17 protein-coding genes, 4 tRNA genes, 1 other RNA gene and 1 riboswitch are annotated in these 18,076 nt (G+C 42.7%); of the genes, 9 read left to right on the top strand and 13 right to left on the bottom strand.

Translation table 11 applies throughout. The features are described 5' to 3' along the window. Positions 1–3 precede the first annotated feature (3 nt). Complete coding sequence (locus tag ACJMKR_RS03055; protein WP_423063723.1) at positions 4–741, top strand: glycerophosphodiester phosphodiesterase family protein; 738 nt, start codon at positions 4–6, stop codon at positions 739–741. On the opposite strand, the gene ACJMKR_RS03060 is transcribed toward ACJMKR_RS03055, so the two are convergent. Both ACJMKR_RS03060 and ACJMKR_RS03065 read right to left on the bottom strand, forming a co-directional pair. Further along, positions 718–1,395 carry a TrmH family RNA methyltransferase gene (locus ACJMKR_RS03060; protein ID WP_423063724.1) on the bottom strand — a complete coding sequence of 226 codons (678 nt, stop codon included), beginning with the start codon at positions 1,393–1,395 and terminating at the stop codon, positions 718–720. The genes ACJMKR_RS03055 and ACJMKR_RS03060 overlap by 24 nt on opposite strands. Further along, positions 1,392–2,678: an MFS transporter gene (locus ACJMKR_RS03065; protein ID WP_423063725.1), complete on the bottom strand. Its 1,287-nt coding sequence runs from the start codon at positions 2,676–2,678 to the stop codon at positions 1,392–1,394. Before ACJMKR_RS03065 ends, ACJMKR_RS03060 begins: the two co-directional genes overlap by 4 nt. 104 nt (positions 2,679–2,782) lie before the next feature. Between ACJMKR_RS03065 and ribD the strand changes: the two genes are divergently transcribed. The 5 genes from ribD to ACJMKR_RS03090 all read left to right on the top strand — a co-directional run bounded on the left by ribD (position 2,783) and on the right by ACJMKR_RS03090 (position 7,596). After that, positions 2,783–3,868 (top strand): bifunctional diaminohydroxyphosphoribosylaminopyrimidine deaminase/5-amino-6-(5-phosphoribosylamino)uracil reductase RibD, encoded by a 1,086-nt coding sequence (ribD, locus tag ACJMKR_RS03070; protein WP_423063726.1) that lies wholly within the window; start codon positions 2,783–2,785, stop codon positions 3,866–3,868. 98 nt (positions 3,869–3,966) lie between these two features. Beyond that, positions 3,967–4,121: riboswitch (FMN riboswitch) on the top strand. Positions 4,122–4,193: 72 nt separating this feature from the next. After that, positions 4,194–4,793, top strand: coding sequence for a riboflavin synthase (locus tag ACJMKR_RS03075; protein WP_423063727.1), 600 nt, complete (start codon positions 4,194–4,196; stop codon positions 4,791–4,793). A 15-nt stretch (positions 4,794–4,808) separates the two neighbouring features. Further along, positions 4,809–6,014, top strand: coding sequence for a bifunctional 3,4-dihydroxy-2-butanone-4-phosphate synthase/GTP cyclohydrolase II (locus tag ACJMKR_RS03080; RefSeq protein WP_423063728.1), 1,206 nt, complete (start codon positions 4,809–4,811; stop codon positions 6,012–6,014). Next, positions 6,007–6,465, top strand: a complete 459-nt coding sequence (gene ribH, locus ACJMKR_RS03085) for a 6,7-dimethyl-8-ribityllumazine synthase (RefSeq protein WP_423063729.1) — start codon at positions 6,007–6,009, stop codon at positions 6,463–6,465. Before ACJMKR_RS03080 ends, ribH begins: the two co-directional genes overlap by 8 nt. Positions 6,466–6,471: 6 nt before the next feature. Next, positions 6,472–7,596, top strand: coding sequence for an AI-2E family transporter (locus ACJMKR_RS03090; protein ID WP_423063730.1), 1,125 nt, complete (start codon positions 6,472–6,474; stop codon positions 7,594–7,596). A gap of 136 nt (positions 7,597–7,732) precedes the next feature. Here ACJMKR_RS03090 and ACJMKR_RS03095 read toward each other — a convergent pair whose 3' ends face one another. The 10 genes from ACJMKR_RS03095 to dapD all read right to left on the bottom strand — a co-directional run bounded on the left by ACJMKR_RS03095 (position 7,733) and on the right by dapD (position 16,256). Continuing rightward, a complete protein-coding gene (locus ACJMKR_RS03095; protein WP_423063731.1) occupies positions 7,733–8,056 on the bottom strand; it encodes a YbaB/EbfC family nucleoid-associated protein in 324 nt (107 codons plus the stop codon). A gap of 22 nt (positions 8,057–8,078) precedes the next feature. Next, on the bottom strand, positions 8,079–8,681 hold the full coding sequence (recR, locus tag ACJMKR_RS03100; RefSeq protein ID WP_423063732.1) for a recombination mediator RecR: 603 nt from the start codon (positions 8,679–8,681) through the stop codon (positions 8,079–8,081). A 28-nt stretch (positions 8,682–8,709) separates the two neighbouring features. Continuing rightward, a complete protein-coding gene (locus tag ACJMKR_RS03105; protein WP_423063733.1) occupies positions 8,710–9,147 on the bottom strand; it encodes a YbaB/EbfC family nucleoid-associated protein in 438 nt (145 codons plus the stop codon). Positions 9,148–9,200: 53 nt separating this feature from the next. Next, on the bottom strand, positions 9,201–10,751 hold the full coding sequence (gene dnaX, locus ACJMKR_RS03110) for a DNA polymerase III subunit gamma/tau (RefSeq protein WP_423063734.1): 1,551 nt from the start codon (positions 10,749–10,751) through the stop codon (positions 9,201–9,203). A gap of 26 nt (positions 10,752–10,777) precedes the next feature. Next, positions 10,778–10,874: signal recognition particle sRNA small type (gene ffs / locus ACJMKR_RS03115), an RNA gene on the bottom strand. 63 nt (positions 10,875–10,937) lie between these two features. Further along, positions 10,938–11,027 (bottom strand) — tRNA-Ser (locus tag ACJMKR_RS03120). 573 nt (positions 11,028–11,600) lie between these two features. Then, positions 11,601–12,455 (bottom strand): diguanylate cyclase, encoded by an 855-nt coding sequence (locus ACJMKR_RS03125; RefSeq protein ID WP_423063735.1) that lies wholly within the window; start codon positions 12,453–12,455, stop codon positions 11,601–11,603. Between the two features lie 149 nt (positions 12,456–12,604). Beyond that, on the bottom strand, positions 12,605–14,143 hold the full coding sequence (locus tag ACJMKR_RS03130) for a transposase (RefSeq protein WP_423063736.1): 1,539 nt from the start codon (positions 14,141–14,143) through the stop codon (positions 12,605–12,607). Positions 14,144–14,295: 152 nt separating this feature from the next. Then, a complete protein-coding gene (dapE, locus tag ACJMKR_RS03135) occupies positions 14,296–15,423 on the bottom strand; it encodes a succinyl-diaminopimelate desuccinylase (protein WP_423063737.1) in 1,128 nt (375 codons plus the stop codon). Positions 15,424–15,434: 11 nt separating this feature from the next. Then, positions 15,435–16,256, bottom strand: a complete 822-nt coding sequence (dapD, locus tag ACJMKR_RS03140) for a 2,3,4,5-tetrahydropyridine-2,6-dicarboxylate N-succinyltransferase (protein WP_423063738.1) — start codon at positions 16,254–16,256, stop codon at positions 15,435–15,437. Between the two features lie 110 nt (positions 16,257–16,366). On the opposite strand from dapD, the gene ACJMKR_RS03145 reads away from it, so the two are divergent. From ACJMKR_RS03145 to ACJMKR_RS03155, 3 genes are all read left to right on the top strand, one after another. Beyond that, positions 16,367–16,443 (top strand) — tRNA-Pro (locus ACJMKR_RS03145). A 511-nt stretch (positions 16,444–16,954) separates the two neighbouring features. Continuing rightward, positions 16,955–17,031 (top strand) — tRNA-Arg (locus tag ACJMKR_RS03150). Positions 17,032–17,063: 32 nt separating this feature from the next. After that, positions 17,064–17,139 (top strand) — tRNA-His (locus ACJMKR_RS03155). A 23-nt stretch (positions 17,140–17,162) separates the two neighbouring features. Here ACJMKR_RS03155 and ACJMKR_RS03160 read toward each other — a convergent pair. Then, the gene (locus ACJMKR_RS03160) at positions 17,163–18,035 is read right to left on the bottom strand and encodes a tyrosine-type recombinase/integrase (RefSeq protein ID WP_423064174.1); all 873 of its coding nucleotides are present in this window, start codon (positions 18,033–18,035) and stop codon (positions 17,163–17,165) included. Positions 18,036–18,076 lie beyond the last annotated feature (41 nt).

Genomic DNA, 18,076 nt, shown 5'->3' on the forward strand with positions numbered 1-18,076 from the left:
GAAATGGTATTCATCTTGCCGAAGGTTATTGCGCATCGGGGTGCGCCATTAGTCGCTCCAGAAAATACTTTAGCATCATTGCGTGCTGCAAAATCGTTAGGTGCAACATGGGTCGAGTTCGATGTTCAACTGACTCACGATGGTAAAGCAATTATTTTCCATGATGATGAATTGGATCGAACGACGAACGGTAAAGGATTAGTTGCAGCGTTAAGTTACGATTTGATTTCAGAATTAGATGCTGGAAGTTGGTTTAATAAAAAATTTAAAAATGAGCGTATTCCAACTTTAACGGATTATTTACAGTGTGCGGCTCAATTGGGGTTAGGGATTAACGTTGAATTGAAGGGAACGGCATCTCAATCTGAAGCTTTAGCACGATGCGTTGCCACAGCATTACAGAGTTATTGGCCAAAACACTTGCCAGTACCGTTAATATCGAGTGCTTTGCCTGCTTGTTTACAATCGATGAAAGCGATAACGGATGAATATCCGCAAGGTTTTATTATGCATGAATGGGCAGACAGTTGGCGTGACACGGTTGATGAATTAGGATGCGTATCGTTACATGTTGAGTACGAGCAATTAAATCCAAAGCGAGCTGAGGCTGTTAAATTAGCAGAAAAAAAGTTACTCGCGTACACCATTAATGATGCAACAGTAGCAAAATCATTGTTTGATATTGGTGTTGATTCTGTGTTTAGCGATAATCCAGAGTTACTTGAACAGACCTTTTATTAATCTCGGTTTTACACTACTTATATAATAGCTCGCTTGTTGATCGAGGCGTTCTTGCTGCGTTAAATCACCTTGCTGTTTTAATGATTCACGTTTGCGTGTTGTAGTGTCATACAAACTAATGGCAGCAGATACTGACAAATTTAAACTTTCCGACATGCCATACATCGGTATTTGAAATTTAATCTGACAAGCGGCTTGTGCCTGCTCGGACAATCCACGCTGCTCGTTGCCAATCATGATGCAAATGGGTTTTTCAATCGGGACACTCGACAAAGGTTGTTTCGCTTTTAAACTACCTCCAACGAGTACAATGTGTTGTGATTTTATTGCGCTTAAAAAATCTTCCAAAGTATCGTGATAAATGACATTAACCCAATAAACAGCTCCCTGTGTGATGGAGCGTGCGTACACCGCATCACTTTCGGGTGCGATAATGTGAACGGTTGAAATCCCCATGGCCTCACTTGATCGTACAGCAGCTAAGGCGTTATTAATATCAGAGGGGCGTTCGATGGCGAGCTGGATGCTCTTTAATCGCGCATCAAGTATCGCCTGTATGCGGTTTTTTCGGTTGTCAGTTAAATAAGGGTCTAGCCGTTTAATAATTACGCTGCTGTTGTGTTTTTTAATAAGTTCACTTTCTACTTCATTCATAATCCAAAAGCTCTGGGTGTTTCTTCAACGGATTCACCTGGGCGAGGTATAGTGAATACCATGATAAGGATGATTAAAGCACACATACTAGCAATAAAAGGCTCTAAAAGAAACGAGTGTGCCCAAAGCCATAATTGATTCATTAAGAGGAGGGTGGTTGTGCTAAATAAAGATAGGCTAATCGCCCAGGTTAATGACAAGGCAGTATATTGCACCGCAGGCGGAAACAATCGAATTTGCATTAAAAAAAGTGGTGTAAATGCACTAGCAGTAAAAAATGCGAAAAATGCTTGCATCGAGATTAGAATAAAGGGTGAGTGGGTTGTGATCAATATAAATAATAAAGGAGCAATGATACAACAGCCGATTAATCCCATTAATGAAATATTTCGCCCACCAATTTTATCAGCAATCATCGCGATGATAGGCATTAATGCTAACATGAGTGCGCTACCTAATAGAGTGAGAGCCAGTGCATCATGTGGTTGGTATTTTAATTGATGAGTTAAAAAACGGTTGAGATAAACAGCGGAAATAACAAAATAGATAACAATAAAAGAACCGATCATGAGTGATTTCATAAAATTATTTTTGTAACAGCAAAATAATAGTGTGAGTGGCTTTTTTTCAAGCTGTTTATCATGATGCAACTCTGTAAAAATAGGTGTTTCATTGACAATAACTCTTAAATAAGCAAAAATAAAGCAGCTTACAGTGCTAAATAAAAATGGTATGCGCCATCCCCACGTTAATAAAAACTGACGTTTCATAATGTTTGGAAAAGTCACACCCAGTAGTATTCCGATGCCGCTGGCTAGTACGGGCCATGTAGTTGCTACAGTAGGGAAATGATTATGTGTATGCTCCAAGAGGAAAATGCTCGCTCCATTCATTTCGCCAGCGATTGCAAGGCCCTGTGTACATCGGCAAAACATTAATAATATTGATGCTAATAGTCCTATTTCATTATAAGGGGGTAAATAGCTAATAACTAACGAGGAGATTCCCATTAAAGATAAGGCAATACTTAACGCAATTTTTCTTCCATATTTATCCCCAATACTGCCAAACATAATAGCGCCGACGGGTCGAATGATATAAGTCGAAAAAACAATAGTAACAGCGCCAATAAATCTTGCTTTCGATGAAGTAGTCGGAAAAAATAGGGTTGAAATGACTGGAAGGAGGCACGTGAAGCTTGCATACTCTAGCCAGCCAAAAAAAGTACCAATAAAAGTAGTCGCAACAATTTTAGTTCGCGGATGAAGCACATCTAACTCCATGTTTCATTTGGGTCGCACCTATGTGCATCCGACGATCGTGGGATTCCTCATTATATCACAGGCAAATATACTAATGCCAGCCAATCTTTGTTATGCTTACGAGGATGAATAAATTTAATAAAAATAGTAATGCAGCGTATTTGAAAGCAGCACTCGCGTTGGCAAAAAAACGCCGCGGTTTTTGTGCGCCTAATCCTTCTGTGGGTGCTTTAGTGATTAAAAACGATGAAGTATTGGCAGAAGGAAAACACTGGGCTGCGGGAGAGCCGCATGCGGAGCGTGTTGCGCTCAACAAACTCGGGAAAAAGGCTAAAGGTGCTAGCTTATATGTGACGCTGGAGCCTTGTTGCCATTGGGGCAAAACGCCACCTTGTACACAAATCATTATCGATTCTGGAATTAAACATGTTTATTATTCACTAGAGGATCCAAATCCAGAGGTTGCTGGCAAAGGCGCGAAAGAATTAATAGCGGCTGGAATTCAGTGTGAGCAAATTAAATTGCCTGAAATTGACTCTTTTTATCGGAGTTATATTTATTGGATGAAGAATCATCGTCCTTTTATTACTGCAAAGATTGCTCTTAGCTTGGATGGAAAAATAGCTAGTGTGCAAGGCGAGTCAGTTCAACTGACCGGTGATGCGTTGCAACAACTTACACATCAAAATCGTCGTAAAAGTGATGCGCTCTTAACTACCATCAACACAATTATTAATGATGACCCACAGATGAATGTGCGTTTGGAAGAAGACATTATCGCAAAACCGATTTATATTCTCGATAGCCACTTACGCTTACCGTTGAATGCAAGAGTATTTGAGACATCTTCACGACTCACCGTTTTTCACGAAAAAAATGCTAACGAAAAACAAAAGCAACAATTAACGGCTAAAAATGTTCGTTGTGTGGAAATAGAAAAAAACAAAGATGGCTTGCGACTCCAAGAGATGATCAATGTTATTGGTAATGATGGTGTTCATGATTTATGGGTCGAAACCGGCGCCCGTTGTTTCCAATCTTTGGTGAAGCAAAAATTATTAAATCGCTTGTTTATTTATGTCGCCCCTAAAATTTTGGGCCCTGAGGCGAAATCAGCATTTGATGAGTCGTTGCCTTTGCTCGATGATGCTAAAACAGTTCAGTGGAAGTCATATGATCAGGATGCTGTCTGTTTGATTGAGTATTCGTAACTACCACCCGCAAATGACACTCCACATCCAGGAGGCACGCAGTTACGAGCCCCCTCGATTGACAACCTCCCGAGCTATTGATACATTGACACCAACATTAATGCCTTCAGGGCGGGGTGCAAGTCCCCACCGGCGGTGAGTTTCCCAAAACAAGCCCGCGAGCGATTGCCGAAAGGTGAAAGCAGACCTGGTGACCATTTTTTAAAATGTATTCCAGGGCCGACGGTAACAGTCCGGATGAGAGTTGGCAATTGCTCATTCGTGTCTGCTTTTTAGTAGGCGCATCTATTTCTCATCGTATCCCTGATCAACGTTTGGAGTGCCTATGTTTACTGGTATTGTTGATCATTGTGGTGAAATTTTATCGGTGCAACGGGAAAGCGATCGTGCGAGGATATGGGTTCAATGTCAGTTTAATGGCTTACAGTTGGGTGAAAGCATTGCAATTGATGGTGGTTGTTTGACTGTGGTTGACATCAAACCGAATGCATTTGCTTGCGAAATTTCACCGGAAACTATGCGCTTAACAATCTCACAACAGTACGAAAACTCTCAGCGCGTTAATTTGGAGCGCGCATTACTAATCAATGATCGATTGGGCGGTCATCTTGTGTCGGGTCACATCGATCAAATGATTTTCGTTGACTCGTTACAACCGCATAATGAGTTTTTAGAAATGCGCTTTAAAGGTATAAATCTCGACAATTATTCTTACTTGGTACAAAAGGGCAGCGTTGCTGTAAATGGTGTGAGTTTGACGGTTAATGAAATAATACAAGATGGATTTTCTCTGATGCTGATCCCACATACTCTAGAGCGGACAAATTTACACGCCTTAAAAGAAGGGCAATCCGTTAATATCGAATTTGATCTAGTTGCAAAAATGATTTCCAAGCAAATACAACCTTATTTAAAAAATACCTAGAAAGAGGGTGCATAAATGCAAGACATACTTAACGATATTCGCAATGGTAAAATGGTTATTTTGGTGGATGATGAATCTCGCGAAAATGAGGGCGATTTAATCCTGGCGGCAGAACAGGTAACACCAGAAGCGATTAATTTTATGAGTCTCTACGGTCGTGGTTTGGTTTGCCTTTCCATGATGGAAAGTGATTTTGAACGACTCGGAATACCAATGATGACAAAACAAAATCGCTCAAAACATCAAACGGCTTTTGGCGTTTCGATCGAAGCGGCCTCGGGTGTTTCAACAGGAATATCAGCATATGATCGTGCACACACAATCAAAACGGCTATCGCTGATAATAGTACGGAAGAAGATATCATCGTGCCAGGCCACATTTTTCCCTTGAAAGCAAGAGAGGGTGGTGTTCTGGTAAGGCCGGGTCATACAGAAGGTAGTGTTGATTTAGCACGATTGGCAGGGTTAAAACCAGCAGCGGTAATTTGTGAAGTGATGAACGACGATGGTTCAATGGCCCGAATGTCGGATTTAAAGCGTTTTGCTGAGAAACATCAATTAAATATTGTGAGTATTCGTGATCTCATCACGTATCGCATTAATAATGAAACGTTAGTCGAGGAAGTCTCCTCTTCAGCGTTACCCTTAAAATCACAGCACAAATTTATTATAAAAACATTTCGCAGCTCTGTTGATAATACAGAGCATGTAGCATTAATCTCTGAAAATTTTAATTCAAGCGAAAATTGCTTGGTACGTTTACACTCAGAATGTTTAACGGGTGACGTATTTGGCTCGATGCGGTGCGACTGCGGACGCCAGCTCGAAGTGGCCTTGGAAGAAGTGGCTCAGGCTGGTGGTGTTTTATTATATTTACGTCAAGAAGGACGTGGTATTGGTTTAACTAATAAAATTAAAGCGTATGCGTTGCAAGAAGAAGGTTTGGACACCGTTGAAGCAAATCATCAATTAGGTTTTGCAGCCGATTTGCGTGACTACGGATTAGCAGCTCAAATTTTACGAATGCTAGGTATTAATACCATCCGATTATTAACAAACAATCCTAACAAGATGACAAGCATGGAGCGGTATGGTATTAAAGTGAGTGAGCGAATACCTTTGGAAATAACACCCACTCACGATAATATTCATTATCTTCGCACAAAACAGGAAAAACTGGGACACTTCTTAAATTTGACTGTGGAGAATCACAATGATTGAAAAATCGAATGCGTATAAATTGGGTATCATCGTGAGCCGGTTCAATCACCCGGTCACACAGGCGTTGTTGGATGGTGCGATGGCACGGGCAGACGTATTAAAGTTGCCAAAAGATGATATCAAGGTTATTTGGGTGCCAGGCGCTGTCGAGCTACCATTAATGGCCCAGCAATTGGCAAAATCGCTGAAGTACGATGCGGTGATCTGCCTGGGTGCTGTGATTAAAGGCGAGACGAACCATTACGATCACGTTTGTCAGCAAGTGAGCTTAGGGTGTCAACAAGTTGCTTTACAGTATGATATCCCAGTCATTTTTGGGGTTTTAACGACTCAAAATAAAGAGCAAGCCTTTGCAAGAGCGGGTGGTGAGCGTGGCAACAAAGGTGAATACGCAGTTGATGCGGCGCTGCAAATGATTGACAATATGCGCCAAGTCCATGTGAAATCGTAGCCCAATATGAGACAAACAAAAAACCCAATCCTTCAGGCAGTTTCAAATTGGGTCAAGCGTAACTTTTCGAGTCCCGAAGCGATTGCCTTATTGTTTACGATCGTTTTCGCGATTGTTTTCCTGGAGTTCTTAGGCAAGTTTTTATTGCCGGCCTTCATCAGCATTGTTATTGCTTATTTATTGCTGCCTGCTGTGCGCCTGTTAGAGCGTTGGCGGTTTCCAAATTTATTAGCTGTGCTCATTGTTTATTTTATCTTTCTTGGTCTATTCTTATTGGCTTTATTCGGTTTGTTGCCGTTAATTTGGAAACAGTTGGCAAGTGTCGTTCATGAATTGCCGAGAGCCTTTAGCAAAAGTCAGTTGTGGATTAATGAGCTCATGCTACGGTATCCCAAAGTGCTTCCCTCAAACCCGTTGGAGCACGGATCTGTATTTTTAAAAGAGCAATCTGTCAGAATCGGCCAGTTTATTCTTCATTTTTCGCTAGCGAGTATTCCAGGCATTATTGAAGCCATTTTATATTTAGTGTTAATTCCCTTGCTTGTGTTTTTCTTTTTGAAAGACGGTAAAAGCATTACAGCATGGTTCGCTAAATATCTTCCGCATCGGCGCGGCATGTTGCAAGTCGTGTGGTCCGAGGTCAATCAAAAAATCGGTGTTTATGTGAAAGGGCGGGTGGCCGAAATTATTATTGTTGGCGTCGTATCGGTCGTTACATTTTCATTATTAGGCTTGCAGTATTCAATATTGTTAGGCACATTGGTGGGCGTCTCTGTCATCGTGCCATACATTGGTGCCGTTGTCGTGACAGTGCCGATCGTCATTATTGGCTTAATGCAGTGGGGATTTGCGCCCGATTTTATTTATTTGATGATTGCATATTTATTAATTATCACTTTGGATGGTAATTTATTAGTACCGATCTTGTTTTCTGAAACGATGGATATTCATCCGATTGTGATCATCTTGTCAGTCCTGGTTTTTGGCGGCATTTGGGGGTTTTGGGGTGTATTTTTTGCTATCCCACTGGCAACGTTGCTTAAGGCCATTTTAAATGCATGGCCAAAAGCACAGTTGCCAGTTGCTAGAGAGGAAGGGGCGCAGCAAGAATGCCCAGTCGAAGAAAAGTAGTAAGTATGTGGTGGTGCCTTCGGGATGTGGAGCGTCATTTGCGCAGAGTGCTACACGTTTGAGGTTCCTCGCGTCGCTCGAAATGACACTGCTTTTACCCATTTCCGGTATGACGAGACGAGGTTGGTCTGCTTAGCTACTCTTCGCCCATATCACCACCGAATAAATTACTAGTAGCCATCATTTTTTCTTGGGTGATTTTAGCAGCTTTTTGATTGGCATCGTTCAAGGCAGCTTTAACTAAATCTTCAACTACTTCTTTGGATTCTTTTAATGCTTCATCAGCAATATCAAGGCTGACTACTTGATGTTGTGCCGTGACTACGACTTTCACTAATCCTGCGCCTGACTCACCGGTCACACGAATTTTGGTTAACTCTTCTTGTGCTTTTTCCATCATTTCTTGAATTTTCTTCGCATTTTTCATTAAGCTGCCAATATTAAATTTTCCACCAATCATCGGTTACCTCGTTGTTGTCATGTTAATGTTCCATCGGAATTCTAGAATGGAAGGCATGGCTTAATGTGCCACCATCGAGATATTCCAACTCACCGCCTAGTGGCACACCATGTGCAATGCGGGAACACTCCATTTTATTATGATCCACGTGATTTGCAATATAATGCGCTGTAGCTTTGCCTTCCATCGTGGGGTTTGTAGCGATGATGAGCTCTTTAATCTCAGAAGATTCGAGTCGCTTGAATAGAGCTGGGATGCCAATATCTTCGGGGCCGATACCGTCCAGCGGCGACAGGTGGCCTTGCAACACAAAATAAAGTCCGGAATAGATATTGGATTGCTCGATAGCGGCAACGTCGGCAGGGTTTTCAACCACACATAAAGTAGAAGCATCGCGTTTTGGATTACGGCAAAGATCACATAATTCGTGTTCGGTATAAATGCGACATTGCTTGCATTGCCCAACCCGCGTAATGGCTTCCTTCAATGCTTCAGACAATGCCAGTCCCTTGGCTTGTCCTGGTTTTGAGAGCAAGTAGAACGCAATACGTTGGGCTGACTTAGGGCCGACACCCGGTAGTGCGCATAATGCGTCAATTAATTGTTTAGTCAGTGGGCTAAACACTAGCTACTTGTCCTCCAGATAGTTTTGGCTAGGCTGCTGATCCATCTGTAATAGCTGCAATACCACCGCGGCCTCGACCGCCTTCACCACCTTCATCTTCATCGCGTTCAGCATCACCCATCGTGATGTTCTTGATGTCGTCTGGAATTTGCATGCTTTGTAATAATTCCATCGTTTTACTTTGCGTTGTTTTTTGAATTTCTTCGCTAAGATTTTTCCATGCTTCGCGAATTCGCCATTTAAATTCTTTAACACCGCCTTGTAACGCTTTTTCATTAAATTCGATGTCTTCAAAGGTATAGGTAGCAGACATCGTGATAACTACACTCCCGTCGTGTGATTTTCCGGTTAGCTTGATATCGGCAAGGTTTGAATAGGTCGATTGCATCTGTTGTTGCATATCCATGATACTATTTTTAATGTCGGCCAATAAACGTCCGTCATCGTTTGTGAATGCTTCTGCCATGGGATTACCTCCAGTTTGTTGTGTGAAAAACTATAAAATAATAATGCGAAATTTTACGTTCCGCTTTCTTTGGGAATAATGCTGTCTTTGACGACAGTAGCGTCAAAAGTCTTCATTATTCGTTGAACTTGTTGATCTTGCATGATTGCAGATTCTGCTTCGGACTGACGATTTTGTTCTTCACGTTTTGCAATCACCGCGGGGGTTTCACCACTTTCATTACCAATTTCAATATTCACAGTTATGGTTCGATTTAAGTAGTTATTCAATGCATCGTTAATTCGTTCAATTTGTTTTTTTTGTAATAAAGGTTTTTGTTTTGGGTTTAATAATAAATATAAATATGTATCCGTTATTTCTTTAAGACTACATTGTTTTGCAAGTGCCAAAGCAGCGCCGGATAAGTTTAATTGTGGTAACAATTCGTGCCACACCATTTTCGTTGGCTCTACCGGTTGGTTCGCTTCGCTGGTTCGAGGTAAAGACACATTATTTTGCTTGTTGGGAATGACGGAGTGAGAAGTTGTTTCCGGATAAAATGCCAACATACGCAACAATGCCATTTCAAAACCAATTTCTGGTGTAGGTGCAAACGGTAAGTCGCGTTGAGCTAATAGACCGATTTGATAAAACAATTGAACATCTTCGCGAGCGAGCTTCGTCGCTAAATCTTTTAACATTTCACTATTATTTTCAAGAGTGGTGTCGGGAACTGCTTGTAGAACGGCAATTTGATGCAGTAACGACAGTAGATCCGCTAACGCGTTTGCAAAATCGACACCTTGGCTTGTCAGCTTTTCTACGCAAGCCAATAGCGCATTCCCGTCTTTTGCGTGGAGTGCTTCCAAAATTTCGAATAAAGTGGTCGGTTCAATAGTGCCGAGCATCGCTTTGACATCGCTCGTGAGCACTTTACCGTTGCCGTACGCAATGCTTTGATCGAGTAAACTCAATGCGTCGCGCATGCTGCCGTTGGCAGCACGACTCAGCAATTCTGTTGCTGGATTTTCATGCGCGATATTTTCTTTCACCAAAATCATATTTAAGTGTTCAGCAATTTGTTGTGGTGACATTTGCGTTAAGTGAAATTGTAAGCACCGCGACAAGACTGTGGCTGGTAATTTTTGATAGTCGGTCGTTGCCAGTAAAAATTTCACGTGCGCTGGTGGCTCTTCGAGTGTTTTTAGTAATGCATTAAAACTGTGACCTGAGAGCATGTGGACTTCGTCAATCAAGTAAACTTTGAAGCGGCCCTTGGCCGGTGCGTATTGGACGTTTTCGAGTAGTTCGCGTGTGTCTTCAACCTTCGTGCGCGAAGCTGCATCGACTTCGTAGAGATCAGGAAAACGGCCGGCGTCCACTTCTTGGCAGCTATTGCATTGGCCACAGGGCGAAGCGCTCACGCCTTTTTCACAGTTCAAACATTTTGCGATGATACGAGCAATGGTGGTTTTACCGACACCCCGCGTGCCCGTGAATAAATAAGCATGGTGAAGATATTCTTGATTAAGTGCATTAGTCAGCGCTTGGACAACATGGGGTTGTCCGACGACTTCATCAAAGCGTCGTGGTCTCCATTTTCGCGCTAGTACTTGATGAGGCATATTACCTTCCTAATTTAAAGCGGCAGCCACAACAGCCTTACTTCGGCACACGAGTCTATTGTTACCGTTGTTCCCTTCCGGGCCTGGCGGAGTTCACAATGTATCGTTGCGAAGGGACCACTGCAGCCGCCTACACTCGTTTTAGTTCGCCACTCTTCAAGTTCAGTTCAAGCTCACATTTTAATCTGGCGGAGAGGAAGGGATTCGAACCCTTGGTACGTGTTAGCGTACACACGCTTTCCAGGCGTGCCCCTTCGACCGCTCGGGCACCTCTCCATTAACCGAATAGGACGTTTAGATTCCTACTCACTTTATAACATTCGAGAGGTGCTCGAATTCGACGCTGACATCCGTGTCGAAGCTAAATCATTTTTTTGCTACCCCGGCCTGGCCATGCAACGCTGCGCTTGCTCGCGTTGCATGGCCAGGCGTTCAAGCAGGATTGCTGCTTGAACCCGCTCGGGCACCTCTTTCTCCCCTACATACGTAAGTGAAAGGGCCCAGAGTAAACTAGAACATCTTTTCGTGCAATCTTGCGGTACGTTAGTATTAATGTCAACGTGTTGGAAACAATGCTTTCATTATTTAATATTGTATCGTAGTGAGCTTAAAGAAATATTAAGGGCGTCTCTAGAAATTCTTTTAAAAACATAAAACATTTTATCAATTTCAGTTGCTTAGGTATCGCGATTGGGATTTTGAGGGAACCAATGTTGTTTCATTCTGGGCAATAGCGAGGAACCTCAAACCTGCAGCACATCGCGAGGGTTCATGAGAGCCCTCGCAGAGTTTATTCTGAGCTTGTTGCAGGGTTCGGTGTGACACTGCTTCGAATGACAGTCCCAAACCTTAATGAGAATCAGAAACCGTTTTAACGCGATTGCGCCCGGCTGATTTAGCGGAGTAAACGGCTTTGTCGGCGTGTTCGATGGACTGTTCGATGGATGTATTTGGGTTGAACGGAGATAAGCCAAAACAAGCTGTTACATGAATTGTTTTTTTATGGCCGACGTCGATAGAAAGATTTTGAATGCCCTTGCGCAATCGCTCTATCATTTCGTGCGCGGCTTTAAAATCGATATCTTGAACCAGCAATAAAAATTCTTCTCCGCCGTAACGAAACACTTTATCGTAAGGACGAAGGTTTTTAATCACGTAATGTGCAATTGTCATTAAAACCTTATCTCCCGCAGCATGGCCGTATGTGTTATTTACTTCACTAAAATGATCTAAATCCATCATCACGAGATAAGAAGATTTATAGACGTTGCGTTTTAATAATGCTTGATGTTCTCGCAGGATCGGTAGCATATCAATTCGATTGAGAGCGCCTGTTAAGGGATCACGGCTGTATATGAGTTCTTCCAGTTCGTGTTTTAACGCAAACATCTCGAGCTGTAGACGTTCCAAACTATTAGCAAAATTATCGTAGTCGTAAGTAGAAATAGAGATATTCATTTGAGAGGTTTCGAGGAGTTTTGTTGCTAAGTGATGCATTCTCTCATGTTCTTTTCCAATGGCCATAAATCCCTCATTTTTTTCTAAGTTTTTAGAGGCAGAAGTATTGTAATACCACTGGCCAAAGCGACATTGTTTATGCGCGTTGGGGGAGAGGTCGTGTTGATCGCTGGTTAATCGGCAAACTAAAGCGCGGATTAATAGTCGATACCATTCCGTGTGGTTGTACAGTGCTTGATCTAACAATGTGACAATGTCTTGCAGGTCGCTGCGTGATAAATCGGATAGTGCCATCTTAGCCTCCTTGCTTAAGCGCCATTCTGTAAATTGGACTTTGGATAAATAAAATCCCTTGCCAGTTAGGACAATAATCAAAAAATGTGAGTTTCTAAATCTTAAGCTGTTTTTTGCAGCAATTCGTAGAATTTCTCAGGTGTAAAATTTATTTTATCCAACCATGATTTTACTATCCCAATCAAATCCTCTATTTTTTCAGGGTCTGAGTTTTGCGTCTTTTCTTCAGTCCTCTGAATCGTTTTAATTTTTGAGTTGCTATTTTTGAAAATAGCAGGATGTCGCGTGCGTTTCCCCTGCGTATCACCTTTGGTTCTGCCTTGCGGATTACCGCGTGGTTTGCAGAGATTAGCAGGCGTGCCAACGGTATCAAGCACCGTAGAAAAACCCCGTTGCGTTTGTGAAGGGGTCGCAGTTATTGATGGTTTTTCGTTATCCACTTGGAAGCTCGGCAAATACCGCTCCCATTTTTTCGGTAAAATCGGGGCAAGATTCCTCGCTAGATAAAGTTGCGTATACGCTAATGCTGTCATCCGCCACCAATCTTCTTCGTGCTTAACATCCGGTGTTTGGTATCGGTCAAATAACAGTTTGTCTTTATCAAAACGAAAGTAGTGTTCAATGTCATAGCGTCTATCGTAATAGTGATACGCTTCTAATGCTGTGATTTCATTACGTCGTTCACCAGCGAGTCCTAACCAGAGTGGATTTTTATATAAAGATTTACCGTTAGCATCAACCGCAACCAATTGCACAACAGTAACAGGATGCTCATATCCTTTAAATTGCTTTGAACCACGCAGTAATTGGTCACGCCATATTTTAATCTCCAATTGGTAAGTTTTGCCACTGCGGGTTGTAATGGGTTGCTGCACAATCTCATCGGATTCACGGTGAGTCGTGCTGTCGTTTAGTTTCATCGCATCACCATAGCGTTTTATACTTCCTGAGGTATTATCTTCTATTGATGCGGGCGCGAAAACATTACGGGTACTGTTAAAACGGAAAAGATGTACCCAATTGGGATTTTCGCTAACCAGTTTACGGCAAGCTTCTGTACCATATTTTGAATCAGCCACGCTAACCACCAATTTATGAGTAAGCGCTAAGTCTGCAATACAACGGTTAATTTGCTGCATCCCAACTACATTGCCTTTTTCATCGCTTTTAACGCGCCTCGTATCCAGTGGAACTAACCAATGCTTTTCTTGAGCTGCACCATCATTGGGCAATAGTGATACCGTTGAATATTCATGTCCAATGGTAATCGGTTTGTTACCCGGTGCTGGATTAGGGCTGTAAACCACATGGCGATCTTCAACACAGTGTGCACTTTGACGCGACTGTGGTGTCGTATCCGCAATAATGATCACACGGTCATCGCTATGACTCACATGTTCATATTGTATTTTCATCATGCTATCCCAACAATTTGCTACCGACAAACCATCGCTAATCGCATCGGTAATACTACTGTATTCACGTTCAAAGTATGGCGATTCACATAATTCTATGGGTGTTTTGCAGCGATGGCCATGGCTTGAAAGGGCATCGAGTAAATTCATATTGGCATCGCGTCGCGCGGGGAAGATGTTGTAGAGGAATGTACGGAATTGTTTTAGTTTTTCTGTCGCTAACATCGTTTGTTCCTTATTTTATTTTTTCGAACAAACGTTGTTTACAACGTAAAATTTTTTTTCGGTTTCTATGTCAAGCAATTTTTAATTATTTTTATAAATTTATCCAAAGTCCAATGTAAAAGCATAATGTTTTTTGGGTGTTTTGTCAGGCGTTATTGGAAAAGCAATTCCAACACGCGCTGATAAATTTTCGTGAGTTTTTCGACGTCGTCGATTTTGATGTGTTCATTTACTTTGTGAATGCTTTCATTCACGGGGCCAAGCTCGACGACCTCACAGCCGGTGGTTGCGATGAATCGACCGTCGGAGGTGCCACCATAGGTATTGAGCTCGGGTTTGATGTTGCAAATCGACTGAATGGCTTCACTGCAAACAGTTGCCAATTTGCCATTACCGCTAAAAAAAGGTCGGCCGGAAATGCGCCAGTCGATTTTATAATTTAATTGATGCTGATCGAGAATATTATGGCATTGTTGTTGTAATTGTTCGGCGGTGTGAATGGGTGCAAAGCGAAAATTAAAATGCGCTTTTAAAATGCCGGGAATGACATTATCGGCACCAGCATCGGAATGAATATGATAAAACTGAAATGACGTCGGTGAAAAATATGTGTTACCTTGATCCCACTCGTGATTGGCGAGTGCCTGTAACGCTTGAAAACTGCTGTGAATGGGGTTATCGGCGAGATGCGGATACGCAATATGACCTTGCTTTCCAAAGATAGTTAATTCTCCATGCATCGAACCGCGTCGACCGATTTTAATGGCATCGCCCAATTGTTTATTGCTGCTGGCTTCGCCGACAACGCAATAATTTAATTTTACGTTGTGTTCTTGTAAATAATCGACAACACGTTTTGTGCCATCAAGAGCGGTGCCTTCTTCATCGCTGGTGACAATAAATCCAATCGTGCCGTTATGATTGGGATTTTCTGCTACAAAATTTTCAGCAGCAACAATCATGGCGCTCAAACCGCTTTTCATGTCGGCAGCACCGCGCCCAAATAAATAACCCTCGCGTTCCGTTGGTGAAAAGGGCGGTGATTGCCATTGGCTGTCAGGACCGGGCGGTACGACATCCGTATGGCCGGCAAAAACAATGGTCGGTTCTGTAGCGCCATGCCACGCCCAAAAATTTTGAGTATTACCAAAGGGTAATTCTTTAATGTGAAAATTTGCTGCTTTTAGGCGCTTAATTAAAATGTCTTGGCAGCCAGCGTCATCGGGCGTTAGCGAGTGTTTGCTCATTAATTCTTTTAATAATGCCAGCGTCTTTGACATAACATTCCCTTTTACACATCGCGCAACAATTCGTTTAACGATACTTTGCTCCGCGTTTTTTCATCCACTTGTTTGACAATGATGGCTGCATATCGGCTATAAAGCCCATCTTTTGAGGGAAGACCACCGGGAATTACAACCGATCCGGCAGGCACACGGCCGTAAATAATTTCTTGGGTGTCACGATTATAAATCGGCGTGCTTTGGCCGATGTAAACGCCCATTGAAATAACGGCGCCGCATTCAACGATGACGCCTTCCACAATTTCCGAGCGCGCACCGATAAAACAATTATCTTCGATAATTGTCGGACTTGCTTGGAGCGGTTCTAAGACACCACCGATGCCAGCGCCACCCGAAAGATGCACATTTTTGCCGATTTGCGCGCAAGAGCCTACGGTCGCCCAGGTGTCGATGAGTGAGCCGCTATCGATATAAGCACCGATATTTACATAACTTGGCATTAACACGGTGTTTGGCGCAACATAAGCGCCTTTGCGTACTACGGTGGGCGGTACAATGCGAACGCCTGATTTGCTGAGTGCATCTGCATTAACGCCTGCATATTTGAGGGGCACTTTGTCGTAAAATTGGGTGTAACCCGCATCAAAACTTTTAGAAGCTGATATTTTGAAAAACAGGAGCACGGCTTTTTTAGCCCACTGATTAATCGTCCACTTCCCATTTTGTTGTTCAGCGACGCGCAATGTGCCGCAATCTAGCATTTCGATTGTTTCAGATACGGCATTGCGAATATCGCTTGATATATTGTTAATGGACAAATTTTGCCGATTTTCGTAGGCAGATTCGATAATTGCTTGTAAATTTTGCATAAATATTAAATTCCTTGTGAGCATCTGAATCTGTGTCATGATACCAGAATATTGACGCATCACCAGGCGGCAAGTATCATCGCACTTCTGGTTTGAATACCAGACAACGACGGGGTATAGCGCAGTCTGGTAGCGCGCCTGCTTTGGGAGCAGGATGTCGGGGGTTCGAATCCCTCTACCCCGACCAGATTTGATGTCCGGCCAAACGCCGCTGGCCGAGAGTGAGCGAAGACTAGAATGCTCACTATTGAGACAAGGTCAAGCGTAAAATTTGATGAAAAAGCGGAATGTACTGAGTGTACATGAGCATTTTGAAAGAAATATTTTAGGTTTGAGACCGGCCGAGAGTGAGCGAAGACTAGAACGCTCACTATTGAGACAAGGTCAAGCGTAAAATTTGATGAAAAAGCGGAATGTACTGAGTGTACATGAGCATTTTGAAGAAAATTTTACGCTTGAGATTGGCCGAGAGTGAGCGTTATAGAAGCGCCTGTAGCTCATTCGGATAGAGCATCGGCCTTCTAAGGTGAGCCGGAGCAAGCTGGAGCATGCTCCAGCCCGGCGAACGCCTGACAGGAAGTCAGGCAGTGTGCCTATAGAAGAATGACATAGGTAGTACAGGGAAGTACGAAGGAAATTAAATTAGTTTAGTAAATTGACTCGGCAAAGAGTGACTTGTTTACGATGTTAAAAAGCAAGCGCCTGTAGCTCATTCGGATAGAGCATCGGCCTTCTAAGCCGAGGGTAGCAGGTTCGAATCCTGCCAGGCGCGCCACTTATTTTGGCGCACAAAAAAACCACTTCATGGTGGGCGTAGCTCAGTTGGTAGAGCCCCGGATTGTGATTCCGGTCGTCGTGGGTTCGAGTCCCATCGTCCACCCCAAAATTAAATTTAGAAACAGCATGTTACGAAGTCCTGTCGGATTTTTTTGACACACCTGTGCCAATTTTGTGCCCCAAATGTTGAAAAGCGCTATCTACATTTGCTGCTGCTTGTTTTAAATGGTTTCCAGAAAGATGGGCGTATTTTAGAACCATCTCCATGCTTGCCCAGCCACCTAATTCCATTAGGACTTGCAACGGTGTTCCTGCCTGGACGTGCCAGCTTGCCCAGGTGTGTCTCAAATCGTGCCAGCGGAAATTCTGAATTCCGGCCCTTTTTAGATATTTCTTCCAAGTCCGTATCTCGATAGTATTGAGGGGCTTTCCTTTATATGTGAAAACGCGAGTCCTATGCCTCCCCTTTTGGCGATTAATAACGTCTATTGCAGCACTATTCAGAGGAACAGCGATTGGTTTTTTTGCCTTTGCCTGGTCAGGATGAACCCAGGCATGTCTAGCTTGCTCATCAATTTGCGACCACTCTAAAAATAATACATTTGATTGTCTCAACCCGGTTGCTAACGAGAATGCAATTAAGTCTGATAAATGTGTTGGTGTAATTTCAATAAGCCGCTGCGCCTCCTCGTGTGATAAAAAGCGAATACGTCTTTTAGGTTCTTCTAATATTTTAATTTTAGGCGCTTTATCGAGCCAATAATCATGAGTAGTTTTATCAACCCATTCATTGGCGGCTCTGTTTAATATTGTTCTTAATGCTGATAAATATCGGTTAATTGTCGCTGGAGCTTTGTGAGTTTTTTCTAGTGCAGTAATTAGCTCTTGAACTTGAAATGAGGTTATTAATTTAAGCGGTATATCACCGAGTTGTTTTGTCAACCATAAAATCTTTTGCCTGTCTTCTTTTTGACCGCGTATGCTTTTTTTGTTTTCTTGCACAAAGCGATGCGCAGCTTCTGGCCATGTGTAATCTGGTCGCT

This window comes from Candidiatus Paracoxiella cheracis, from assembly GCF_049348705.1.
Lineage (GTDB): Bacteria > Pseudomonadota > Gammaproteobacteria > Coxiellales > Coxiellaceae > Paracoxiella > Paracoxiella cheracis.